Origin of the sequence: Arthrobacter sp. Rue61a, from assembly GCF_000294695.2 — a bacterium.
GTDB classification, from domain to species: Bacteria; Actinomycetota; Actinomycetes; order Actinomycetales; family Micrococcaceae; genus Arthrobacter; species Arthrobacter aurescens_A.
The window spans coordinates 3837736-3861561 of sequence record NC_018531.1 but is presented as its reverse complement, the minus strand read 5'-3'; the positions used below and the strand labels follow the sequence as shown (position 1 = coordinate 3861561).

General features: G+C 63.3%; 20 protein-coding genes. 9 read left to right on the top strand and 11 right to left on the bottom strand.

All coding sequences use genetic code 11. The features are described 5' to 3' along the window. Nucleotides 1-8: 8 nt before the first annotated feature. Nucleotides 9-461, top strand: coding sequence for a MarR family winged helix-turn-helix transcriptional regulator (locus ARUE_RS17535; RefSeq protein ID WP_011775993.1), 453 nt, complete (start codon nucleotides 9-11; stop codon nucleotides 459-461). A gap of 173 nt (nucleotides 462-634) precedes the next feature. On the opposite strand, the gene ARUE_RS17530 is transcribed toward ARUE_RS17535, so the two are convergent. Together ARUE_RS17530 and ARUE_RS17525 are read right to left on the bottom strand one after the other, a co-directional pair. Continuing rightward, the gene (locus ARUE_RS17530; RefSeq protein ID WP_011775992.1) at nucleotides 635-1573 is read right to left on the bottom strand and encodes a metallophosphoesterase; all 939 of its coding nucleotides are present in this window, start codon (nucleotides 1571-1573) and stop codon (nucleotides 635-637) included. A gap of 2 nt (nucleotides 1574-1575) precedes the next feature. Beyond that, the gene (locus ARUE_RS17525; protein ID WP_014922694.1) at nucleotides 1576-3903 is read right to left on the bottom strand and encodes a transglycosylase domain-containing protein; all 2328 of its coding nucleotides are present in this window, start codon (nucleotides 3901-3903) and stop codon (nucleotides 1576-1578) included. Here ARUE_RS17525 and sp36 point away from each other — a divergent pair. Genes sp36 through ARUE_RS17515 form a run of 3 tightly spaced genes read left to right on the top strand, consistent with a single transcriptional unit; the run spans nucleotide 3902 to nucleotide 5525 of the window. After that, entirely contained in the window at nucleotides 3902-4057 is a 156-nt protein-coding gene (gene sp36 / locus ARUE_RS24180) for a Sp36 family protein (RefSeq protein ID WP_011775990.1), read from the top strand. The two genes, ARUE_RS17525 and sp36, sit on opposite strands and share 2 nt — an antisense overlap. Nucleotides 4058-4059: 2 nt before the next feature. Continuing rightward, on the top strand, nucleotides 4060-4596 hold the full coding sequence (locus ARUE_RS17520; RefSeq protein WP_011775989.1) for a RidA family protein: 537 nt from the start codon (nucleotides 4060-4062) through the stop codon (nucleotides 4594-4596). A gap of 17 nt (nucleotides 4597-4613) precedes the next feature. Next, nucleotides 4614-5525 (top strand): NUDIX hydrolase, encoded by a 912-nt coding sequence (locus ARUE_RS17515; RefSeq protein ID WP_014922693.1) that lies wholly within the window; start codon nucleotides 4614-4616, stop codon nucleotides 5523-5525. A gap of 184 nt (nucleotides 5526-5709) precedes the next feature. On the opposite strand, the gene ARUE_RS17510 is transcribed toward ARUE_RS17515, so the two are convergent. Next, entirely contained in the window at nucleotides 5710-6387 is a 678-nt protein-coding gene (locus tag ARUE_RS17510) for a Crp/Fnr family transcriptional regulator (protein WP_011775987.1), read from the bottom strand. 235 nt (nucleotides 6388-6622) lie between these two features. Here ARUE_RS17510 and ARUE_RS17505 point away from each other — a divergent pair, with 235 nt between their 5' ends. Then, nucleotides 6623-7807, top strand: coding sequence for a MarP family serine protease (locus tag ARUE_RS17505; RefSeq protein ID WP_043470649.1), 1185 nt, complete (start codon nucleotides 6623-6625; stop codon nucleotides 7805-7807). A gap of 114 nt (nucleotides 7808-7921) precedes the next feature. After that, the gene (gene aroQ / locus ARUE_RS17500) at nucleotides 7922-8386 is read left to right on the top strand and encodes a type II 3-dehydroquinate dehydratase (protein ID WP_011775985.1); all 465 of its coding nucleotides are present in this window, start codon (nucleotides 7922-7924) and stop codon (nucleotides 8384-8386) included. 119 nt (nucleotides 8387-8505) lie between these two features. Here the strand turns inward: aroQ and ARUE_RS17495 are convergent, their stop codons facing one another. From ARUE_RS17495 to ARUE_RS17480, 4 genes are all read right to left on the bottom strand, one after another. Then, complete coding sequence (locus ARUE_RS17495; RefSeq protein WP_014922690.1) at nucleotides 8506-10677, bottom strand: alpha-galactosidase; 2172 nt, start codon at nucleotides 10675-10677, stop codon at nucleotides 8506-8508. A 116-nt stretch (nucleotides 10678-10793) separates the two neighbouring features. Continuing rightward, on the bottom strand, nucleotides 10794-12134 hold the full coding sequence (locus ARUE_RS17490) for an ABC transporter substrate-binding protein (protein WP_014922689.1): 1341 nt from the start codon (nucleotides 12132-12134) through the stop codon (nucleotides 10794-10796). 42 nt (nucleotides 12135-12176) lie between these two features. Then, the gene (locus tag ARUE_RS17485; RefSeq protein WP_011775982.1) at nucleotides 12177-13088 is read right to left on the bottom strand and encodes a carbohydrate ABC transporter permease; all 912 of its coding nucleotides are present in this window, start codon (nucleotides 13086-13088) and stop codon (nucleotides 12177-12179) included. Nucleotides 13089-13113: 25 nt separating this feature from the next. Next, nucleotides 13114-14076: a carbohydrate ABC transporter permease gene (locus ARUE_RS17480; RefSeq protein ID WP_043470645.1), complete on the bottom strand. Its 963-nt coding sequence runs from the start codon at nucleotides 14074-14076 to the stop codon at nucleotides 13114-13116. 214 nt (nucleotides 14077-14290) lie between these two features. On the opposite strand from ARUE_RS17480, the gene ARUE_RS17475 reads away from it, so the two are divergent. Beyond that, nucleotides 14291-15490 carry a Gfo/Idh/MocA family protein gene (locus ARUE_RS17475; RefSeq protein WP_011775980.1) on the top strand — a complete coding sequence of 400 codons (1200 nt, stop codon included), beginning with the start codon at nucleotides 14291-14293 and terminating at the stop codon, nucleotides 15488-15490. A gap of 14 nt (nucleotides 15491-15504) precedes the next feature. Then, nucleotides 15505-16524 carry a LacI family DNA-binding transcriptional regulator gene (locus ARUE_RS17470; protein WP_014922688.1) on the top strand — a complete coding sequence of 340 codons (1020 nt, stop codon included), beginning with the start codon at nucleotides 15505-15507 and terminating at the stop codon, nucleotides 16522-16524. A 42-nt stretch (nucleotides 16525-16566) separates the two neighbouring features. Here the strand turns inward: ARUE_RS17470 and ARUE_RS17465 are convergent, their stop codons facing one another. The 4 genes from ARUE_RS17465 to acs all read right to left on the bottom strand — a co-directional run bounded on the left by ARUE_RS17465 (nucleotide 16567) and on the right by acs (nucleotide 21834). Beyond that, nucleotides 16567-17937, bottom strand: coding sequence for an FtsX-like permease family protein (locus tag ARUE_RS17465; RefSeq protein ID WP_238324372.1), 1371 nt, complete (start codon nucleotides 17935-17937; stop codon nucleotides 16567-16569). Beyond that, complete coding sequence (locus ARUE_RS17460; RefSeq protein ID WP_014922687.1) at nucleotides 17930-18718, bottom strand: ABC transporter ATP-binding protein; 789 nt, start codon at nucleotides 18716-18718, stop codon at nucleotides 17930-17932. Before ARUE_RS17460 ends, ARUE_RS17465 begins: the two co-directional genes overlap by 8 nt. A gap of 114 nt (nucleotides 18719-18832) precedes the next feature. Further along, complete coding sequence (locus tag ARUE_RS17455) at nucleotides 18833-19621, bottom strand: DeoR/GlpR family DNA-binding transcription regulator (RefSeq protein WP_011775976.1); 789 nt, start codon at nucleotides 19619-19621, stop codon at nucleotides 18833-18835. Between the two features lie 167 nt (nucleotides 19622-19788). Beyond that, nucleotides 19789-21834 (bottom strand): acetate--CoA ligase, encoded by a 2046-nt coding sequence (acs, locus tag ARUE_RS17450; protein ID WP_043471477.1) that lies wholly within the window; start codon nucleotides 21832-21834, stop codon nucleotides 19789-19791. A 469-nt stretch (nucleotides 21835-22303) separates the two neighbouring features. On the opposite strand from acs, the gene ARUE_RS17445 reads away from it, so the two are divergent. Beyond that, entirely contained in the window at nucleotides 22304-23821 is a 1518-nt protein-coding gene (locus ARUE_RS17445) for a hypothetical protein (RefSeq protein WP_011775974.1), read from the top strand. Nucleotides 23822-23826: the final 5 nt, after the last annotated feature.

Sequence of the window (23826 nt, the reverse complement as noted above, 5' to 3'; positions counted from 1 at the left end):
GGATCAGAATGACTGTGGAGGTGCCGGATCACATCGCCAACCGGCTTGGGAGCTACCTGAAGCTCGCAGATCAAGCCGTTGCTGGGGCAAAAACCAGGGCCCTGCGACCTCACGGTGTCACTGTCCCGCAATATGTAACACTGATGGCGTTACATATTCTCCCAGAGCAATCAATCGCGCAGCTAGCCCGTACGGCGTCCGTCACTCCCCAGACAATGTCCACCATCCTCAACAACTTGGAGGATAAGGAGCTGGTAACGAGAGAGAAGTCTCCGTCCCACACACGAGTAGTCCTACTAAAACTCACTCCTGAAGGCCATCGAGTGGCGCTTGCCGCGGACGAAGCAGCGCATGAAGTGGAACAGCTAATAACCAACGCCTTATCGCCGTTGGAACTGGGGAGAACCAGGGAAACACTCAGCCGCGTTGTTGAAGTCCTGAAGGCCTCAAAAGTCGCGTAGTTTAGCTGTCGGCGTTCTGGGCGGCCGCCGCCGCGCTCTGCACCATCAACGCCGGTAGCGGCAAGCACATCGTGCGTGAACACACGCTGCACCGTGACTCAATGCGAAAATTTCCGACGTTAGGCACAGCAGGTGCCTCAAGTAGGTCCCGGGCCTGAGGGACTTGTTAACGTTCACGTGAGTGTGAGCAGCACTGCTTCCGGGCGGCAGGCGATGCGGACGGGGGCGAAGCGCGACGTGCCGATGCCGCCGGAGACGTTCACCGGCGTCGTGAAGCTGTCGCTTTCCCAATCGTGGAGGCCCTTGGCCCGCCAGGTGGGGAGGTCGCAGTTGGCGACGAGTGCGCCGTAACCAGGGATGCAGATTTGGCCGCCGTGCGTGTGGCCGGCGAGGATCAGGTCCGCTCCGGCTTCGGTGAAGTGGTCCAGCACGCGCTGGTACGGAGCGTGGATGACTGCCACCTTCAGGTGCGGGCGGGCATCCTGGTTGACCGTTCCACGGGGCCAACCGGCATAGCGTTCGCGGTTCAGGTGAGGATCGTCGACACCCGAAAAGTCGAATCGCAGTCCGTTCAGCACCACTGACTGGGCGCGGTTTGTGAGGTCGATCCAGCCGCCCATACCGAACGCCGAGCGGAGCTTGGGCCAGTCCAAGGCGATGGGGTCGGTTCGCATCCGCGACGGACCACGGAAGTAGCCAACCGGGTTCTTGATCCGCGGGGCGTAGTAGTCGTTGGAGCCCGGAACGAAAACGCCGGGGAACTCCAGCAGTGGTCGAAGTGCCTGGATCAGGGGATCAACGGCTTTGGCGTGGCTGAGATTGTCGCCGGTGTTAACCACGAGGTCAGGCTTCAGATCCGCCAGCGATTGCAGCCACTGCGTCTTCTTGTCCTGGCCCGGGACGAAGTGGATGTCGCTCAGGTGCAGGACGCGGAGCGGCTTGGATCCCTCCGGAAGAATGGGCAGGGTTTCGTGACGGACCTCGAACTGGTCCTTCTCCCACCAACCGTATGCGGCCGCTGCTGCTCCCGCTGCTGTACCGACCGCAGCTGTGACGGCGAAACCGCGCCCGACGGTGCGGACGCGGTTTGCCAATGAATCACTGAAGGACATGCCTAGTCCTTATTGCCGTTGTTACCGTTCCCGCTGTTGCCGTTTCCGGTGGCAGGCGGCTTGGGCGCCGTCGACGGGGTGGTATTGGACGGGGTGTTGTTCCGTTGCGGGGTAGGAGCACCCGTCAGGTTGGACGGCGGAGCCTGGAACGGGTTGGTTCCGTACGCAGGCGCCACAGCAAGCATGTAGTTGGTGAACTGCGGACCAGCGATCATGTAGCCGTCGATGGCCGGGTAGAACTTGCCGTTGACCGTGAGGTTGCGTCCCGGACGAAGCTGATCGCCCAGCGGGTCACCGAACCAGGAAGCCGTAGCCAGGCCGCTGGTGTAACCGACAACCCACGTGGAGCCGTTTGAGTCGTTGGTACCAGTCTTGGCTGCCACGGGGAAGTTCTTGGAGTTCAAAGCCGGACGGATCAAGGACCCCGAGCCTTCATCCAGAACCTTGCCCATGGCGTAAGCAACGCCGCGGGCAACTTCAGGCTTCACGGCATCCTTACAGCTGGAGGACTGGGCCGGCAATGAAGCACCGGACTGGTCTTTCACCGAGGTGATGGCGATCGGCTCGCAGTACTTGCCGTCAGCGGCGAAGGTTGCGAAAGACGCTGCCATGGTCAGAGGTGCGGTCTGCGTTGCACCAATAAGGTTGGACAATCGGGTCATCTGAACCTGCGGGTTCGGATCCGTGATCTTGCCCGTGTCATCGCGGGCAGGAAGGCCGCCGTGGATGCCGGTGGCATCAACGATGCCCTGGATTCCACAGAGATCCACTTGGGCTGCCGACGCAAAGGTGGCTGTGTTGATGGAGTTCTTGAGGCCCCAGAGAACCGTCATATTCCGGTAGTACTGCGGCTCGGCGTTTTGGAGGTCGAAGCTGCCCTGAACGTTACCGTCGTAGAAACCGTCGGTCGGAGTGGGACAGGTGTTCCTCCATGGGAAGTTCTGGGGATACTTGCGAACCGCCGCGTTGACATTGGTCTCCATCGATTTGCCCTCGTTCAGCCACTGGGCGAACGTAAAGGGCTTCATCGTGGAACCAGGCTGGAACCCGCCGATGCCGTTGAGGTCGTTCCCGTTCTTGTCCAGGACGTCCACGTTAAAGTTCTGGGTCTGATCGAACTTGCCCTCTTGAGGCAGCCAAACAGTGTTCTGGGCCATGCTCACGATCTGGCCGGTGCCCGGCTGGACGGAGACGATGGACGCGCCCCACTTGTCCGGGTTTGCGCCCGCCGTCGCGTCAACCTGCTGCTGGGCGACGTTCTGGGCTGTCGGATCGAGGGTGGTCTGGATGGTGAGGCCGCCACGCTGGACGCGCTTAATCCGCTCCTCCGTGGTGTCACCGTACGCAGGGTCGTTGAAGAGCAGGTGCAGCACGTAGTCACAGAAGTACGGCGCCATGGTGGCGTAAGCGCAACCCTGGCGGGCCGGGGTGACCTGCGTGGTGACGGGGGTGGCAACAGCTTCGTCGTACTGTGCCTGGGTGATCTTGCCCTGATTGACCATGGAGGCCAGCACAAGGTCGCGGCGGACCTTTGAGCTGTCAGGGTTGGCGATGGGATCGAAGGCCGACGGGCTGTTCACGAGGCCAGCCAGCAGGGCGGCCTGCGGAAGAGTCAGGTCCTTGGCGGTGGTGCTGAAGAAGAACTTGGAAGCAGCCTCGATGCCGTAGGCGTCACGGTTGAAGAAGACGATGTTGAGGTAACCCTCAAGGATCTGTTCCTTGGAGAACTTCTTCTCCAAGGCGATGGCAAGCTTCATTTCGCGAAGCTTGTCGCCGACGCCCTTGCCGCCACCGTTGAGCTTGACGTCCTCTTCCCTGTCAGCCGCGACGAGGGATTCGTTGATGACGTTGTTCACGTACTGCTGCGTGATGGTGGACGCGCCCTGCTTGTTGCCGCGGGCGGTGCTTACCAGGGCTCGCATGATGCCGGTGGTGTCAATGCCGCCGTGCTCATAAAAACGGCTGTCCTCGATAGCGATGACAGCGTCCTTGATGAACGGGCTCATTTGATCCAGCGGGACCCTGGTCCGGTTCTCTGCGTAGATCGAGGCGATCGGTGAACCGTCCTTCGCCAGGATGGTGGTGTTCTGGCTGGGCGGATCCACCTGAAGTTCCGCCGGCAGAGTGTCAAAGAACTGAATTGAACCACTTGCGGCACTGCCCGAAACGGCGGCTGCGGGGACCAAAAGGCCCGCCACCAGGACGCCACAAATCGCGCTCACACCAAGGAAGCCTAGAATCTTTCCGAGGGTGGTGGCAGTGTCGAATAGTGGGTTCTTGCGAGTCACCATGTTTTCCACTTTACCGGCAAGGGCTAGGCTTTCTGTCATGACCAAATGGGAGTACGCCACGATTCCGCTCATTATTCACGCTACGAAGCAGATCCTGGACCAGTGGGGCGAGGACGGCTGGGAGCTTGTCCAGGTTGTCGGTGGCCCCGATGGCAAAGGCCTTGTTGCATACCTGAAGAGGGAGAAGCAGTAATCATGACAACCCCCGCAGAAACCACGTCTGCCGCGGAATCCGGCGCCCCGACGTCTGCTGTTGAGCAGCGTCTGGCAGAGCTCGGATTGACCCTTCCCGAGGTCGCCGCACCCGTCGCCGACTACGTGCCGGCAATCGTCTCCGGCAACTACGTTTACACCTCCGGGCAGCTGCCATTTATTAACGGCAAACTCGAAGCTACGGGCAAGGTGTCGCTCGGCGAGTTGGGCACGTCCGATGAACCCACCGTCGATCCCGCAGACGCCAAGCGTTATGCAGCTCTCTGCGCCATCAACGCACTGGCCGCCGTCAAGAGCGTTATCGGCGATCTGGACCGCGTCACCCGCATCGTCAAGGTTGTCGGTTTCGTATCCTCCGAGCCCACCTTCACCGGCCAGCCCGGCGTGATCAACGGTGCGTCCGAACTCCTGGGCCAGGTATTTGGCGACGCCGGCAAGCACGCACGCTCCGCCGTCGGCGTTTCTGTCCTGCCGCTCGACTCTCCCGTAGAAGTCGAGCTCATCGCTGAATTCAGCTAAGGAACCGGTTCAACCAATTGCCGCAGCTTGCCCGCCGTCTGTTCGTACTGCCCCCGGAACTTGAAGGGGCAGCACGAAACTGGCTTGAGCTTGGCGAACGGACCCCCAGGGCCGCCCGCTACGCCTCCTCTGTTGTGCTGTTGCGCGACTCGCCCACCGGCTTGGAAACCTGGCTTGGATACAGGCCGGGTTCCTCGCCGTTGGGCGTTGTCGCGTTCCCGGGCGGATCCTTGGACCCGTCCGACGACGACCCCGTAGGTTGGTTTGGCCCGTCACCCCAGCATTGGGCTGAGCAGATGGGAACGGACGACGTCGGACTCGCCCGCCGTCACGTGGTGGGCGCCATCCGCGAACTCTTCGAAGAAACGGGTGTCCTGCTCGCAGGCCCGGACGCTTCCTCCACTGTTGAGGCGAATTCCACTGCCGACTGGATGCGCGCCCGCGAAGCCGTGGCCGCGCAGGAGAAGTCCTTCACGGAGATGCTCTCTAAACGCGGGCTTTCAGTCCGCACCGACCTCCTCAAGCCCCTGGTGAACTGGCTCAGCCCGGACTTCGCGCACACGCGTTTCAACACCCGATACTTCGCCGCCACCGTCCCCGTGAACCAGCAACCCACCATCCTGGGTAGCAAAGGGGTTTGGGGTCGCTGGGTTACCGCCGCCGAAGCCATCGCCCTCAGGGACACCCCGGCACTCGGCGACGAAATAGGCCAGGAAAACACCGTGGGCCTCACCCTCGGGCAGCTCTTGGTGCCGGGCTCCGAAATCATGCTCGAAAAAATGGCCAACGCCAACGGCTGCATCGCGTACCTGAGCTACAAACGCAAAGCGCACGTGTACCAGGCAAAACTGGTGGACGAGGGCGGATTCCTGATGCTCGAGGTCGAAGCCGCCCGAACCGTAGCAGGCGAGCCCCAGCGCGAGCGCTGACCCTTCCTTCGACGCTCTCTCACTTCCCTCGGGTTTGGGACGGACGCGCTCTCACTTCCCTCGGGTTTGGGGCGGACGCTCTCTCACATCCCTCGGGTTTGGGACGGACGCTCTCTCACATCCCTCGGGTTTGACATGAAAAAAGCCGCCCCGGCAAACACCGGGGCGGCTTTTTTGTGGCTGTTTAGCGGGAGCGCTGGCGGAGGCGCTGCATGTCCAAAATCACCACGGCGCGGGCTTCCAGACGGAGCCAGCCGCGCTGGACGAACTCGGCCAGTGCCTTGTTGACGGTTTCGCGGGAAGCGCCCACCAGCTGGGCCAGTTCTTCCTGCGTGAGCTCGTGGGCTACCAGGACGCCGTCGGTGGCGGGACGGCCGAAGCGGTCCGCCAGGTCCAGGAGGGCCTTGGCTACACGGCCCGGGACGTCCGAGAAGACGAGGTCGGAAAGGGAGTCGTTGGTGCGGCGAAGGCGGCGGGCCAGAGCCTGCAGCAGCTGCGCGGAAACCTCGGGGCGCGTGCGGAGCAGAGCGTTGAGGCTCTCGTTCTTGAGGCCGGCCAGCCGGGTTTCCGAAACGGCTGTGGCCGTTGCGGTACGCGGGCTGGGGTCAAACAACGCCATTTCGCCGAAGAGCTCACCCGGGCCGAGAATGGCCAGGAGCGACTCGCGGCCGTCGGGGGACGTGCGGCCGAGCTTTACCTTGCCGGAAACGATGAAGTAGAGCTGGTCACCCTGGTCGCCTTCGCGGAACACCGACGCTCCACGTGAAAGGTCCACCTCGGTGAGTTCGTCCGTCAGCAAGCGGAATGCGTCGTCGTCAAGGGTGGCGAAGAGGGGTGCGCGGCGCAATACCTCGATGTCCATGAAATCTCCTGAATATAAGTTTCGGTCGTGGCGCTCAGGCCATTGTTTCAGAATTTTTAAGCTTCTGTGACGTACTTGGCACGTGAAACGCTGAAATGGCGCGGCTTTTCGGTCCATCCTGCCCCTGCTGACGCCGTTCACAGGGGTAAATGCGCCTCCTTATCGTGACCGGACTAACGGTTGGTTGTCAGGGTGGACATCTAGAATTGGCGCTACCCGGCTATGAGGAGCATTGGTGTTTGGCTTGACGATATTGGATTTGGCATTGATTCTGATGCTGCTCTCCTACTTGATCTATGGCCTGCGCAACGGCTTTATGGTCACGCTGGGTGGAATCGCAGGATTCGTCGTGGGCGCCATCGCGGCCTTCATGGCCGTTCCGCTCGTCAGCGGCTGGGTGACCGACAGCGGTTGGAGGCTGACCGCCACGGTGGGTGCCGCCGTCGTGCTTATTGCTTTGGGGCACGGCTTGGGCACCATGATCGGGCGTAAAGTCCGCCACACCGTGCGAATCAAGCCACTGCATGCGGTGGACCGGTTGATCGGTGGCGTGGTGAGCGTGGTGGTGGCTGCGCTGGTGATGTCCATGTTGGCGTTCAGCATCAGCTCGCTGGGTGTGCCGTTCGTTTCGCAGCAGTTGGCTGAGTCCCGCGTCATTCGCTACATCGACGATCTGACTCCCACGCCCGTCAAGAGCACTATGGCTCAGCTGCGGTCCACGGTGATCGGCGACGGAATACCGAAGCTCATCGAGGGCATCGGGCCTGTCACACCGGTGCCTGTTCCCAACGAGTCAACCGACACACCTGCCCTGAACCAAGCCGCCGATTCTGTCCTCAAGATCGCCGGCACCGCGTTCGAGTGCGGGCAGAACCAGACCGGATCCGGATTTGTTGTCTCGCCCGGGCGCGTCGTCACCAACGCGCACGTTGTGGCGGGCGTGTCGCAGCCTGTTGTGGAAGTGCCCGACGGCGGCGCGTTGCCGGGTCGGGTGGTTTACTTCGACTCCCAGCGGGACATCGCGGTGCTGGCCGTGGACGGACTGCAGTCCAGCCCGCTGCCCTTGAGTGCCGACCTGCCTGCCGGCAGCTCCGCCGCTTTTGCGGGATACCCGCACGGCGGCCCCTTCCAATCCAAGCCAGCCACTGTCCAAGGCATTTCCACCATTCTGGTTCCGGACATTTATGGCAACAATCCTTCTCCCGAGCAGGTCTACAAGCTGGCGGGCGACGTCCAGCCGGGTAACTCGGGTGGGCCGCTGCTGACCATGCAGGGACAGGTGGCCGGCCTGATCTTCGCCAAGACCACCACCGATGCCGCTCTCGGCTTCGCGCTCACCATGGCGGACCTTGAACCCGTGGCTGCGCAGGCTCCCGGTCTCAGCAACCCTGTCTCGGCTGGTCAGTGCACCCGTAAGTAAGTCAGTGCACCCGTAAATAGGTCCTCTCCCGCATCGTGGGTGTTTTCGCGCCGCTGCCGCTCACGTAGCGGGCACAATTCCCGCGCGCTCCTGCACCGCTATAGATTGGGAGCCATGACTGAAGCTACTCCCGCCACCGAAACGGGTCGCGGCACCATCCTTGTGATCAACGGCCCCAACCTGAACCTGCTGGGCACCCGCGAGCCGGAGAAGTACGGTACGTCCACTCTGGCCGACGTCGAGCAACTCGCCATGACTGCGGCAGCTGCCCACGGCTTCACCGTTGACTGCGTTCAGTCCAACCATGAGGGCGACCTCTTGGACGCCATCCACGCAGCGCGAGGCACCGCCGTCGGAATTGTGATCAACGCCGGCGCCTACACGCATACTTCCGTGGCGCTTCGTGACGCCCTGGCGGCTGTGCAACTGCCCGCCGTCGAGGTGCACATCACCAACGTGCACCAGCGCGAGGAGTTCCGCCACCACTCGTACCTGTCCGGTGTGTGCAACGCGATCATCGTCGGCGCGGGTGTCCTCGGGTACAAGCTGGCCATCGAGTACCTGGCCGATGCGGTCTGACGCTTTCCTCTGGTGCGAGAGGGATCCCGGGAACCCTCCGTTATCTGCGAGAGGGATCCCGGGAAGCCCGAGGGATGTGAGAGAGGGTCCGGTTCAAGCCCGAGGGATGTGAGAGAGGGTCAGAGGGCCGTAAACCGCAGCAGGATGGCATGCTCCGGGTTCAGGACCGGCATGGGAAGACCTACCTCACCCAGGAACCGTCCCGAAGCCGCAGCCCCGGAATCCACCCACGGCGCCGGCTTTGCCTCAGTGAACGTGTGCCCGTAGTCGGCGTCCCCGGGGGCAGGGAAGATCGACTCCACCCGGTAGGTCCGGCACGGATCCAACCCCGGAATGGTCACCCGTCCGGGTAGTTCGCTAAAGCCTGTCCGGGTTTTCACCACGGCGAAAAGAGCAGCCGTGGCACCGGACGTTGGAGCGTCAGCCACCACGCCGTGCACCATCAGGGACTCGTCCGGCACATCGGCCCGCACCATTCGGCCACTGTGAATAAGGCCACGGTGTTCCTTGTACAGTCCGATGAAGCGCTTGAGCTCCTCACGCTCCTCCCCGGTGACGGAACGGACATCCCACTCCATGCCGAAGTGTCCAAACAACGCCGTGATGGCGCGGAACGAGAGGTCGTGCGTCCGCCCGGTGGTGTGCGACGTAGTGGGTCCAATGTGTCCGCCCACCAGTTCCGGCGGGACCACCATTCCGGTCCATCGTTGGATGGTTTGCCGTTCCAAGGCGTCGTTGCAGTCGGAAGCCCAGATCCGGTCCGTCCGCTCCAGGATCCCAAGGTCCACACGGGCGCCACCGGAGGAGCAGCTTTCGATCTCAACCCCTGGGTGGGCTGCATGGAGCGCATCGAACAGCCGGTACGCGGCAAGGGTTTGCTCGTGCACCGAAGCCTGGCCCGCATGCCCGTGCTCCAGCAGGTCGCGGTTCTGGTCCCACTTGAGGTAGCTGATGTTGTTCTCGCGCAGCAGGGCGTCGATCCGATCGTAAATGTACTGCCACGCATCCGGGTTCACGAGGTCGATCACATGCTGCTGCCGCCACCCGAGGGGCAGGCGGCCGCCGTCTTTGTAGGAAACCGCTGAGGGGCCCACGATCCATTCGGGATGAGCCCTGGCGATGTCGGAGTCCAGATTGACCATTTCCGGCTCCACCCACAGCCCGAACTCCATGCCGCGTGACGTCACGGCATCAATCAACGGAGTCAGGCCGCTCGGCCAGAGGGTCTCGTCAACGTACCAGTCGCCCAGCCCCGCGTGGTCGCCGCGGCGCCCGCGGAACCAGCCGTCGTCGAGCACGAAACGTTCAACTCCAAGATCGGCAGCCGACTCCGCCAACTCGATCAGGGTGTCCAGTTTGTGGTCGAAATACACCGCTTCCCACGTGTTGAGGACTACTGGGCGGGCTTTACCGGAAGATGCACCCACGTGGTGCGGCCGTGAACGGAACCAGGAGTAGAAAGCCTCGGAAATTCCGTCCAGTCCCCGGTCTGAGTAGGCCGCAAACAGTGCGGGAGTTGTGTAACTTTCGCCGGGCTGCAGGACCACTTCGGCGGGTCCCAACAGCTCGGAGCCACCCACCATGGTGCGGCCATCGGCAACGTTGTCCGCGAACTGCTCGTGGTTGCCGCTCCACGCCAAGTGCGTCGCCCAGACCTTGCCGTGCCTGTTGCCGAAGCCGGCTGTTCCGGCCGCAAGCAGGAGCGAGGAGTCATGTCCGGTCCGTCCATGGCGGCCCGTGCGGACCCAGGTTCCCTGTTGAATGGCCCTGCGCTGGGGGTGGCGCTCACGGCACCAACGACCCGTCAGGTCCAGAAGTTCGACGGCGTCCGGCGCCACCGGGAGCATGGTCGCCAACTCGTCCACCTGGAAAGGCGACGTGCCATGGTTGGTTGCGGAGTGCTTCACTTCGAGGAGTCCGCCCGGGTGCAAGGTGAGGTTGCTGGTGACCGTGATGCCGGCGTCGGGATCGGCCTGGACAATCACCGCTGTGGTGCCGTCCGACGTCGCACTCACGACGCGCAGGCGCACCGAGAAATCAAAACCGGGCACGCCGTCCGTGAAGCGGTGGCCTCGAAGTCCCGGCCGGCCCTGCCACGACGACGACGCCTGGGGAAGGAGGCCCGCGGGCACGTTCGCGTCAATGGACGAAGGCGGGATTGGCTCGTTGAGGATGGCCAAGTCCGGGAGGGTGTCGCCCAGATCGGCTCCCCAGTGCGCTATCTCAGCCTCTCCACGGTGGGTGCTGATCACCAGGCTGGTACCTGCGGAACGGAGATGGAGCGGATGCATGTATGAAGTCGCTTTCAGAATTGGATGGGCGCCGGGCCAATTGGGGCGTTGTGAGGCCCGCTCTGCGCACTTCGCGAAGGAATTGGCGCGTAGAGCGGGCCTCGCAACGGGTGGGTTTACTTGAAGAGATCGTTGACTTGGTTGTTGGCCTCAGTCAAGGAGGAAGCAGGCTTCTTGCCGGAGAGCACGGCGTCCATGGCCGGCTTCATGATGCCGTCAACCTTGGCGGCCTTGTCCGCGATGGGGAAGAGGAACGTGGTGCCGTCCTTCACATGCGTGGTGAAGGCGGAAACGTCGGTGCCCTTGTCGGCGAAGGCCTTGGCGGCTAGCTCGGAGGAACTGGCGATTGCAGGGAAGACAACAGCCTTGCTGGCCACAACATCCTGGCAAGCAGTGGAGCCGAGGTATTCCACCCATTTGACGCTGGCCCCGGGGTTCTTGGTGCCGGCCCAGATGGAGTCGGCCAAGCCGTTGAACATGGAAGCGCGCTCGCCGTTGGGGCCCTTCGGGGTGGGGGCAAAGGCCGTTTCGATGCCCTTGTAGGTCTTGTACTGGCCAATCAACCAATCCCCATTGGTGTTGATGGCGGACTTCCCTGCGCCGAAGCTGTCCGGCATGCTGGCGCCGACGGTGGTCTCGAGCTTGGGCATGTAACCCTTGTCCACCAATCCGGCCCACCAAGCGATGGTCTCCTGGAAACGGGGGTCGTCGTAGTTGAACTTGCTGCCCCACGGGTTCTTGTCCGTGGCGGTCCAACCCGTGGTCGCCGTCAGGAAGCTCCACTCCGTCTGCCCTTGTCCGGAGCCGCTGCCGGTTAGGCCGAGGCCGTACGTCGCCACGTTGTTCTTGTCGAACCCTGCCTCGTCGCCGCGCTTACCGTTCTTGTCCACGGTCAGGTGCGCGATGGTTTTCTCGTAGCTGCCTCCGTCTTTCGGGTTCCAATCAAGCGAAGCCATCTGCTCCGCGGAAATCCCGGCTGCATCCGTCATGGCCTTGTTGTAGAACAGGCCCACGGTGTCCCAGTCCTTCGGGAGGCCGTAGCGCTTGCCGTCCTGACCCACCCAGAGCTCAGGGAGGCCCTTGGTGTAGGCGTCCAGCTTGATGCCGTCCTTCTCCACGGCCTCATCCAGGGAGAGCAACTGCTTCTTGGCTGCGTACTCCGGGTATTTGGAGAGGTGGTTGGTGAACACGTCAGGTGCGGTGCCGGCCACGAAACCGTTGGTCAGCGTGGTCCAGTAGTCGTCCCAACCGCGCTGTGTGATCTTGACCTTGATGTCCGGGTTGGCCTTGGTGAAATCATCAGCGCATTGCTGGTACGCCGGGAGCTGGTTGGCGTCCCAGAGCCAATAGTTGATTTCACCCTTGGCCTCGGACGAGGCAGGGGAGGAGCCGCCACAGGCGGACAGTGTCAGGGCGATGGCGGCGGCAGCAGCGGCGACGCCGAGGGTTTTCTTCATAGCGAACCTTTCGAGGGTGTGACTTTCACAGGGGGGTACGGGTTACTTGATTCCGGAGAATCCGATGGAGTTGACCACCTTCTTGCCGAAGGCGATGAACAGCAGGAAGATCGGCAGGGCTGCAACAAGGGTTCCGGCCATGAGCCCGGACCAGTCGAGGGCGCCTTGCGGGGACTGCGATTTGAAGACGCTGAGGCCTACGGTGAGCACCCGGACGTTCTCGTCCTGGCCCACCAGCAGCGGCCAGAAGTATTCGTTCCACTGGCCGATAAAGGTCAGCAGCGCCAGGGTGGCGATGGGGGCGGCGGCGTTGGGAAGCACAATCTGGAAGAAGATGCGCAGGTGCTTGGCGCCGTCGAGCATTGCCGCTTCCTCAACCTCGCGGGACATGCTGAGGAAGAACTGGCGGAGGAAGAAGATGGCGAACGGGGTCATGAACAGGAACGGCAGGGACATGCCGGCCATGGTGTTGAGCAGGCCGAGGTTCTTGATCATGAGGAAGTTGGGCAGGGCCGTGAAGATCGGCGGAACCATCATGGTGGTCAGGAACACGGCGAATACCTTGTTACGGCCCGGCCAGCGCAACCGTGCGAAAGCGTAGGCAGCCATGGCGCTGAAGAACACTTGGCCGGCTGTGGTGACGGTGGCGAAGATGACGGAGTTGCGGAGGTAGAGCCAGAAGTTTATGGCTGCACCGGAGCCGCCGTCGGCAATAGCCTCTTCGGTGGTTTGCAGCCCGAGGACGCGCTTGAAAGCGCCCCAGCTGAAGTCGGCCGGGAGCAGGTTCCCGGCGTTGGAGGCCAGCGCACTGTTGCTGGACAACGCCGTCCGCAGCATCCAGAGGAACGGGGCGATGGTCACGGCGAGGGCGACGGCGACCAGCACCCAGGCGCCGATGCGTCGCCAATTGAGGGGCTTCTTGCGGTCATTGCGGGGCAGGGTTGAGGTTGTCATGGCGGTTCCTTAGTCCAAATCCGGCTTAGTCCAGGTCCGATTCATTGCCCTTGAGGAACTTCATTTGCACGAAGGCCACCAGGGCGAGAATGACGAACAGAATCACGGACAGTGCGGAGGCGTACCCGAAGTCGGACTCGCCGAAGGCTTTTTGGTAGATGTACATCTGGATCACGCGGGAGGCGTTGACGGGTCCACCGTTGGTGGTGACGGCTACGGTGTCGAAAACCTGGAAGGAACCGATCACGGTCACCACCAGCACCAGCACCAACACCGGGCGGAGCAGCGGCATGGTGACGCTCCAGAACGTCCGGGTGGGGGACGCACCGTCGAGGTTTGCTACCTCGTACAGGTGGTTGGGGATGGATTGGAGGCCGGCGAAGATCAGCAGGGCCGTGTATCCCATGTGCCGCCAGACGTTCACGAACGCGATGGTGGGGATGGCCCATTGTTCGCTGCCGAAAAAGGCCACACGGGGGAGGCCCACCCAGCTCATGATTTCGTTGACGATGCCCAGTTGGTAGTCGAGCATCCAGAACCAGAGGAGGGCGACGATGACGTTGGCCACCAGGAACGGCAGCAGGAGGGCGCCGCGAATAAAGGTGGATTTAGCTACCCGATGCATCAGCAGGGCAAGGCCAAGGGCGATGACCGTTTGGAAGCCGATGTTGAGGGCCACGTACTGGAGCGTGACGCCCATGGCGTTCCAGAACAGTTCGTCGGCAAAGATCGCGGTGTAGTTATCGATCCCGATCCACGTGGGCTCGCCCAGGATGCTGTACTCAGTGAAGCTGAGGTAGATGCCGCGGATGGTGGGGATCAGAAAGAACGCCACGAAGCCGATGACGGCCGGGAAGATGAAGAAGAGAGCGATTCTTAGGTCGCCGAGGCGGCTGGTCATGCTGCGTTTGGCGGGCTGGGGCTTGCGTCCGTGGATACTCCCGGAGCGCCCCGGGGCCCCGCCCGGTTGCTTGGTTAGCGTGGTCATCGTCGACCCTTTCCTGACTGTGATATGGGTAACAACTGGATAAGAATCTACACGAGTAGATTTGGATGATGCAAGAGCTGACGCAATATTTTGGTGAGAAATGTTCGTAACTGTTCTTTCTGTTGACTCGTGTAGATCGCAGTGGGAGACTCGACACGGAATCAATGGAGGACATAGCCGCGGCTGCTTTCAGTAGCTTCAAGGAAGGTAAACAATGACGTTTTCGATCGGTGTTGTGGGTGCAGGGCAATTCGGTAGCCAATTCGCCCACTTGTTCAAGCTCCACCCGGGCGTCAGCGCGGTGTACGCAATCGACGAACTGCCCGAGCGAGCCGTTGCAGCGCAGGAGCGCTGGGGACTGGACGGCGTGATGGGCAGCTTCGATGAGCTGTTGGAGTCCGACGTCGATGCTGTCGCCATCTTCACGCAGCGGTGGACGCACGGGCCTCTGGTTGAGCGCGCCCTGCGGGCCGGGAAGCACGTCTATTCAGCAGTGCCAATGGCGATCTCCGAAGAGGAAATTGAACGAATCATCGAGGCCGTACGTGAGACCAAGCTGGTCTACGCGATGGGTGAAACCAGCTATTACAACCCCGCCACTGTCTTCGCCCGGCAGCAACATGCGGCGGGAAAGTTCGGCCGCATTTTCTACACCGAGGGCGACTACGTCCATGACATGGACCTCGGGTTCTACGAGGCGTATCAGTACAGCGGGGGAGAGCGGTGGAAGGAAACCGCCAGCTACCCGCCCATGCTCTACCCGACGCATGCCATCGGTGGCGTCCTCGGCGCTGTGCCCGGGCACGCGGTCAGCGTCAGCTGCATCGGTGTGAAGGACCACCGCGGCGATGGCGTCTTCGACAAGGACGTCAGCATGTTTGCCAACGACTTCTCGAACGCCACGGCACTTTTTGAAATGAACGACGGCGGCGCGATGCGCACCAACGAGATGCGCCGCGTCGGGTACCCCTCCCATATCCGGGAATCACGCTTCCGTTTCTTTGGCACCGACGCCAGCTTTGAGCAGCTTGCTACCACCACGGTGTGGCAGGACAAGTCCACGGTGGAAGACGTATCGGAGCAGGTGGAAACCAAGCCCACTATGTCCCTGGATGACCCCTCCCTGGCAGACGTGGCGCCGGAACTGCGGGATGCCTTCATCTCGGGGCTGGCTCCCGTGCATGACCAGTCCCGGCTTCCCCAAGAGTTCATCGGGGCACCCAACGGGCATGAAGGAAGCCACCAATTCCTGGTGGACGACTTCGTCACGGCGGTCAACAACCGCAGCCTTCCTCCAGTCAACGCCTGGGTGGCAGCCCGGTTCACGTTGCCGGGAATCATCGCCCACGAGTCCGCCCTTCGCGGCGGGGAGCGCCTCCCCATCCGCGACTTCGGTGATGCTCCCGTGGAGTAGCTAGCATTTACCTCATGACAACTTCAGCGGTACAAACCTCGCGCGGCCCGGTCACACGCAAAGACGTGGCCCGGTACGCCGGGGTGAGTACCGCCGTCGTGAGTTACGTGGTGAACGGTGGGCCCAAGAACGTGGCCCCGGCAACGGAAGCCAAGGTTCGGGAGGCCATCCGTGTCCTCGGATACCGACCCAACGCCGCCGCCCGTGCCCTCAAGCTGGGTTCCAGCGAGACCATCGGCGTGGTGGTGCCGGACAACACCAATCCATTTTTCACGCAGCTGGCCCACGCCGTGGAAGAGGCTGCGTCCGAACTGGGGTACGGGATGGTGCTCACCAACTCTGACGGAAGCCTGACGCGCGAACGCAAAAACATCCGCACCCTTGCCGCCCGGCAGGTGGACGGTGTGTTCCTGGCCAGCTGTGTGTTCGATCCCGATGTCACGGAACTTGAAGCCTCGGAGATCCCTTCCGTGCTCTTGAACAATGCAGGCTCGCCCCCTGAATTTAACAGCGTGGGTGTTGATCTCCAAGCCGGAGCGCGTGCCGCGGTTGAACACCTCATTGGCCATGGGCACACAAACATTGGCTTGGCTATCGGCACCAATACCGGCAATCAGCTGGATGGCCGCGAGGTAGGCTGGCTGGCCACTTTGCATGACGCCGGGTTGCCGGACGGGCCCATGCTTCACGGACCCTTCAGCCGTCCGGGCGGGTACGAGGTAGGCAAGCGCTTCCTCTCCATGGCCAACCGGCCCACGGCGATTTTTGCCAGCAACGACATGCAAGCCATCGGTATTCTCAGGGCACTTCACGAGGCCGGTGTTCGGGTACCCGAGGACCTTGCATTGGTCTCCTTCGACGGATCACTCGACGCCGAATACAGCTGGCCCGCCCTGACCACCGTTGCGCAGCCGGTCAGGGCGATGGCCGAAGCCGCGGTGCAGGCACTGGTAGGCAAGGGACGCGGCGATGCACTGCAACATCAGATCCTGCCCACCGAGCTGATCATCCGTCAGTCCTGCGGCTGCACATAGCCCGCCTGGTCCCGGCGGGTATGACGACGGCGGCTGGTCCGGTTACGAGTCCATGCTCGCGTAACGCTCCGGGCGTGCCAGCACCTGGCTGATCTGGGCCGTGCCTGCAGCAACAGCGAGCCTGACCAGCAGGAACCCCGCCGCGAACACCCCGCCGATGGTCAGGAACACCACGGGCTGGGTCAACAGCACTGCGCCGGTCAGCGGAAGGACCAGGAGGGCGGCTGCGGCAGCTGAAATACCCGCTACCAGGAACAGCGGCGACATGACGGCTTTGACCCTGGCGGCCACCATGAGTTTCTGCGGCATCCCCACGCGGTCCAGTGCCACCAAGGTTGAAGCCCGGTCCAGAACTGCCGCTGCTTGGTTCACGCCCGCAGAGCAGGCAACCATCAGGAACGAGCCCAGCAAGGTGATCATCACTCCGGTATTGATGTCGCGGACAAGCAGCGTAGTTTCAGCGTCACCGCCGGTTCCCATGGTGTCCGCCACCGCCATGCCGACGCCCACGAACACCCCCACAAAACTGGTCATCGCGACGCCCCCAACTTGCCGCCACGATTCCTTGGGGCTCTCCAGGACGGTCCTCGCGGCCAGCAGTTGCTCAGGCCGTTTGGCGCGCTTGAGTTGCGAGGACGCCCGCAATCGCAGGATCCAAGGCCCCATGAGGTTCAACGCCAGCAGCGCCAAGCCAAAGCAGCCACCCATCACAGCGATGATCACAATGAACGCGCCGAAGCTGCTGAGCATACCCATCGCCACCACTCCAATGACCACCACCACAGCCGCGATAAGACCGCGAACCCAGTGTGCGCCGTCGGCCGTTTGCCTGGTACGGACGCCCAACGGCGTCACCACAACTTTCCGCAGCCCCAGCGCAGCGCTCGCCGCGGCAAGCACACAGACTGCCAGGACGCAGCCGAGAATGGATGGCACCGACAACCATGCATGGCTTCCGATTGCCTGGCCGCGGAACTGGATCAACCCCAGGAACGGTGCGATGCAGGCATAGAGCCCCGCACCCGCCAAAGCTCCCACGGCAGCGAGGACAGTGGACTCTATGACGGTCATCCAGACCACGGTCGCGCTGTTGGCGCCAAGCAGCCGCAAGGAGGCCAAGCGGTCATCACGACGGCGTGCGGCGAGTCGGGCGGCCGAGGCGCCGAGCGTCAGCAAGGGAATGATGAGCAAGACCATCGCAACGACGGCCAAGGCTTGGTACGTGCCTGCGATGGTGTCAGACCAGGACCAGAAGACCTGTGAACCTCCGGCTACCGTGAGCAGGAGAGCCGTGACCGTCCCGAAGGCGAGGATCGGGAGCCCGGCATCGCGAAGACCGGATTCCCGGAAGCTGCTCCAGTTGCTTCGGGCCAGATACGGTGTGAGGCGCAGGGCCATGGTGAGACTAGACATTGAAGGCACCCTTGAAGTTGGCGGTGGCCGCCTCTGCCGGGCTGGAGGCGGGCGCAGCCTGGCTGGACGATTCTGCCTGGCTCGGGGCCGAAACGGGGCTTCCGCTATCTGACACGATCCGGCCATCGCGCAATTCCACAACGCGCCGGCAACGGGCAGCAACGTTGGGATCGTGGGTGACCACCAGAAGAGTCCGGCCGTTAGCGGCCACCGAGTGGAGGAGCACGTCCAGGACTTCCTTGGAGGTCGCCGAGTCCAAAGCGCCGGTGGGCTCGTCGGCGAAGACAACCCGGGCGCCCGTGACCTGGGCGCGGGCAATGGCCACGCGCTGAACCTGTCCGCCGGAGAGCTCGCCCAAACGACGCTGCTCCATGCCGGCAAGGCCCAAGGCCGCCAACCATTCGGCGGCCCGGGACTCGGACGTTGCACGGTCTGTGCCGTTGAGCATCAGGGCAAGGGCCACGTTCTCCAAGGCAGTGAGCTCCGGCAAGAGCATGCCTTGCTGGAATACGAAGCCGAACTCCTCACGACGCAGGCGGGACAACGCAGCGTCACCCAAGGTGTCCAGCCGCATTGGCGCCGACGGCGTGTTCAAGGTGATGGAACCGGCGTCGGGCCTCAAAATCCCGGCGAGGCAGTGCAGAAGGGTGGTCTTACCGGAACCCGAAGGACCGATGATCGCAATGGACTCTCCGGCATTCGCTATGAAGTCGACGTGGTCCAAGGCGATGCTGCCGGGGTAGTGCTTGGTGAGCTGCTGGGCGTGGAGGATGGCGTTCATATATCCAGCATCCCCGCGGGCCCTATCCCACGGCGTCAGTCTCGCGGCTGAACTCTGCCGGCTGGTCTCCACCCGCGGTATGAGATCCAACTACGTAGCTGCGAGCTACTTGGGTTACGCCTCCGCGATCCGCAGCTTGGCAACATTCTCGGCCAGTACGCGGCGGGCATCCTCGCCCAGGAGCGAGTCCGTGATCAGCTCGTCAACCTCTTCCAAACGGGTGATCGACGCAATGCCCACCACGCCCCACTTGCTGTGGTCGGCCAGGATAACGGTGCTCCGGGCGGACGACATGAAAGCGCGGTTGGTTTCGGCTTCAAGCAGGTTGGGGGTGGTGAAACCGGCGTGCGCATCCATGCCGTGGACTCCCAGGAAGAGCACGTCCAGGTGGAGCTGCTTCAGCGAGGACGTAGCTATCGGCCCCACCAGGGCGTCCGACGGTGTCCGTTCGCCACCGATCAGGATCACCGTGGATCCGAAGCGTGCCGGGCCTGATGAGGAGCCATGGTGGAAAAGATCTGCAATGCGCACCGAGTTGGTGACCACAGTGATGCGTGGACCATTGACGAGTTCCTTCGCCAACGCCCACGTAGTGGTGCCGGCGCCCAGGCCTATTGCCATGCCTTCCTGGACCAGCGACGCGGCTTCCACCGCAATGGCGTGCTTCTCCGCAGTCAGTTGCGTGGACTTCAGTTCGAAGCCGGGTTCGTGGGTGCTCGCATCGCCGGGAAGCTTGGCTCCGCCGTGAATGCGCTCAACGCGGCCGGCTTCCTCGAGCGCTTCGATGTCGCGGCGTACGGTCATGGGGGAGACCCCCAGCAATTGCGCGAGGTCCGAGACCCGCACTACGCGTTCGCGCTGGACGGCGTCGATGATGGCGGAGTGGCGTGCTGCCTGAAGCATCAGGGCCTTTCTGGGGAACCTCGTCAAACATGGGGCTGAGTCTGGCACCAGTCTAGGGCGGGAGGCTTCCAGAGCACGGCAGGCAAAGCGCGGCGGCGTCGCCCAACTGCTTAAACGCACGACGACGCCGCTCGCCTCGGGAGGTGAGCGGCGCCGTCGTGAATTGCTTACTTACGGAGTGATTCAGCGATCTGCGTCATGATACCGGGGTCGGCCAGGGTGGTGGCGTCGCCGGTGTCGCGGCCTTCCGCGATGTCCTTGAGGAGGCGGCGGACGATCTTGCCCGAGCGGGTCTTGGGCAGTTCCGGAACGATCAGCAGCTGCTTGGGCTTGGCGATCGGCCCGATTTCCTTGCCCACGTGGTTTCTCAGTGCCAGCACGGTTTCGTCGCCGTTGTTCACGGCGTCACCGCGGAGGATGACGAACGCCACGACGGCCTGTCCGGTGGTCTCGTCAGCGGCACCCACCACTGCCGCTTCAGCGACGGACGGGTGGCTGACCAGCGCGGACTCGATTTCGGTGGTGGAGAGGCGGTGGCCTGAGACGTTCATGACGTCGTCCACGCGGCCCAGGAGCCAGACGTCGCCGTCTTCGTCCTTCTTGGCACCGTCGCCGGCGAAGTACATGGCCTCGAACCTGGACCAGTAGGTGTCCTTGAACCGCTCCGGGTCGCCCCAGATACCGCGCAGCATGGAGGGCCACGGTTCGCGGACCACCAGGTAACCGCCTTCGCCGTTGGCCACGGACTGGCCGGCTTCGTCCACCACGTCCACGGCGATGCCTGGCAGCGGAACCTGCGCCGAGCCGGGCTTGGTGGCCGTGACGCCGGGCAGCGGGGCGATCATCTGCGCGCCGGTTTCGGTCTGCCACCAGGTGTCCACGATCGGGGCGGGGTTGTCTTTCTTTTCGCCGTTCTTACCGGCGTTGGCGCCGATGACGTCCCGGTACCACATCCACGCTTCGGGGTTGATGGATTCGCCCACCGAGCCGAGGACGCGGATGGAGGAGAGGTCGTACTTGTCCGGGATGTCCCGGCCCCACTTCATGAACGTCCGGATCGCAGTGGGCGCGGTGTAGAGGATGGAGACCTTGTACTTCTCCACGATTTCCCACCAGCGGCCCTGGTGCGGGGAGTCCGGGGTGCCTTCGTACATGACCTGGGTGGCGCCGTTGATGAGCGGTGCGTAGGTGACGTAGGAGTGGCCGGTGACCCATCCGACGTCGGCGGTGCACCAGTACACGTCGGTTTCCGGGTGGAGGTCGAACACGGCTTTGTGGGTGTAGGCACCCTGGGTGAGGTAGCCGCCGGTGGTGTGCAGGATGCCCTTGGGCTTGCCGGTGGTGCCGGAGGTGTAGAGGATGAACAGCGGGTGCTCGGAGTCATGCCCGACGGCGGTGTGCTCGGTGTCCGCTTTATCTACCGTGTCGGACCACCAGAGGTCGCGGCCTTCCACCCAGTTGACGTCCTCGCCGTTGCGCTTGACTACGACCACGTTCTGGACGGTGTGGCCTTCTTTCGAGAGGGCTTCGTCCACCGCGGGCTTCAGGGCGCTGGGCTTGCCGCGGCGGTAGGTGCCGTCGGCAGTGACAACGAGCTTTGCCTCGGCGTCCTCGATACGGGAACGCAGCGCGTCCGCGGAGAAGCCACCAAACACCACCGAGTGCACGGCGCCGATCCTGGCGCAGGCAAGGAGCGTGATGACGGCTTCGGGGATCATGGGCAGGTACACGGCCACGCGGTCGCCCTTGGCGACACCGAGGGTTTCGAAGGCGTTGGCGGCTTTCTTGACCCCTTCGGTCAGCTCGGCATAGGTGTAGGTGCGGGTGTCGCCGGGTTCGCCTTCGAAGTAGATGGCAACACGGTCGCCCAGGCCGTTCTCCACGTGCCGGTCCAGCGCGTTGTACGCAGCGTTGATCTCGCCGCCCACGAACCACTTGGCGAACGGCGGGTTGGACCAGTCAAGGGCCTCGGTGAAGTCCTTATCCCACGTCAGCAGCTCACGGGCTTGCTTGGCCCAGAACGCGGGACGGTCCGCCTCCGCCTCTGCATAGGCGTCAGCACTCGTCACCGCATTGGCGGCAAACTCCGCCGACGGTGCGAATTTGCGGTTCTCGTGGAGGAGGTTTTCAAGCGCCTCGACGTGTGGGGCCTGACCGTTCTGAGCCGTTGAAGCTGCAGCGGTGGCCGTGGATCCGGTGGTGTCCTGGGACATGGTGAACCTCATCATTCATCGATCTTTGCTGCGCGGATCCTGCCGCAAGGTCCCCGCCCGGGCCGTCGTCGGCGTCGAGCGCGTTCCCCGAAAGGTCCGCAGAGTGCTGTCCGCCATCAACACTATCGCTTTGAGAGGTCCTACGTGTGCGTCATCACAAAGCCGGCAGCGAGCGGCGCGGATTTAGCGACGAATGGCGTCCGGGGCGGCTAGGAACCGTTTACATGACGACGACGGCGGCCCGCGCCAGCCGCTGCGGGGGTGGCGACCGCGGGCCATCTCTGTAAGGAACCTTGGAGTTTGCTGTGGGCGAAGCTGTAAGGCCGTTTTCAGCTAGAACCCTGTCAGTGGGGTGGCATAGGCTGAATAAGTCTTGGGACGCACTTCTGGCGTGTCCGGTTCTCGGCGGAATCCCGCGGAGGTCACCGGGCCGGACTGTCCAAGACGCCGCCGTACGAAGGAGAAATAGATGAACCAGCTGAGCCCAGGCCCGCACGACTCATTGCCGACGGGACCGGACACCGCGGCTGGAACGGCTGCAGCTGCGGGTGGTACCGCTGCCGGGAAGCCTGCGCCGGGTACGTCCGGAGCTCCTGTCATGAACGACGCATCCAAGAACGACGCTGGTAGGTATGACGCCGTCGCCGGGCCTTTCACCATCCGGGACCTTACTGTTTTCGGCTCCACGCTCCTGATGTTCGTGGCCTCGCTTCTGCCGATGTTCGGGGAACTTTACAACCTCTGGAACCTTGGAAACCTGTTCTTCCTGCTGCTGGGAATCCTGCTGCCGCTGGTTGTGGTGGCACTCTTCGTTGCCCGCAGGCTGCAGCCGGGGACGGTCATCCGTATTGGCTCGCTGTCCGTTGACCAGTTCGCGTCCGTCACGGCCTCGTTCGCCTTCCCTCTGTTCTTCCTCACCATTGCCAACTCGTTCAATGGCAGCGTCCTGTTGGGTTTGGTCGGTTCTGTAGGCCTGCTGGCCGCGACGGTCCTGGCCCCGCATCTTCCGTGGCTTTCCGCCGATTTCAAGGGCCGTGCTGAAACGCCCGCGCACAATGTTGCGCGCGAGGCAGCTGTGCCCAGCCGCAAACCGGCTGCTCCCAAAGAACCTAAGGCCCCCAAAACGCCGAAGCCATCCGACACAGCCGGTTCAACGCCCGGATTCCAAGGGGCGGCGCACGGATACCAGGCTCCGGCCGCTCACGTTCCTGCCGCTCAGGCTCCGGGCGCGCATGTTCCTGGTACAGCTGCGGCAGCAGCCTCCACTGGTGCTCCCGGTGCGGGTGGCCCCGCAGGTGCCGGTGCCGCAACCGGTGCGGGTGCCGTTGCAGGCGCCAGCCCCTTCGCTCCGCCGGCCAGCTACGGAACCACGCCGTCGCCGGCAACCGAAGCACCCGCCGTCGTGCATTCAGCTGACGCCAAGCCTGCCGACACCGCTGGCCCTGAAACTGCGGGCCCTGCGACCGCTGGTGCTGCGATCGCTGGTCGTGAAACCGCTCCTGCGCCTTCGGGTGCAGGTGCCTCACCCGCCGTGCCTTCCCCTGAGCGGGCCGAGCCCGCTGAAGAATCGGGGGCAAAGGACGCCCCGAGTTCTGCAACCGAACCGGCCACCACGCAGCACGCTGCACAGCCCGCCACCACTCAGCACGCTGCGCAGCCGGCTGCCGCGGCCCAACAGCCGTGGGCTGCCACCATGGCAACGCCCATAGTTTCCGGTGACACACGGAGGGTCAGCGACTCGATCGGCGCTACCGTGGACCCGGCCAGCCGTCCGGAAGAATCCGATTCTCCCCAGTATGAGGCCTTCTGGTTCGCCGTCGCCCAGCCCCGGACTGCCTATGACGAGCACAGCGGAGCTCCCGCCTTCACCATCGAACCCGGTGGATGGGTCTTGGCGCTGGAGGACCGCGGCCATGAATTCCTGGTCCAGGACACCGACGGCAAGGTCGGGGTTCTTCGGGAGCTCAGCAACATCGAACGCGGCTAGGCAGG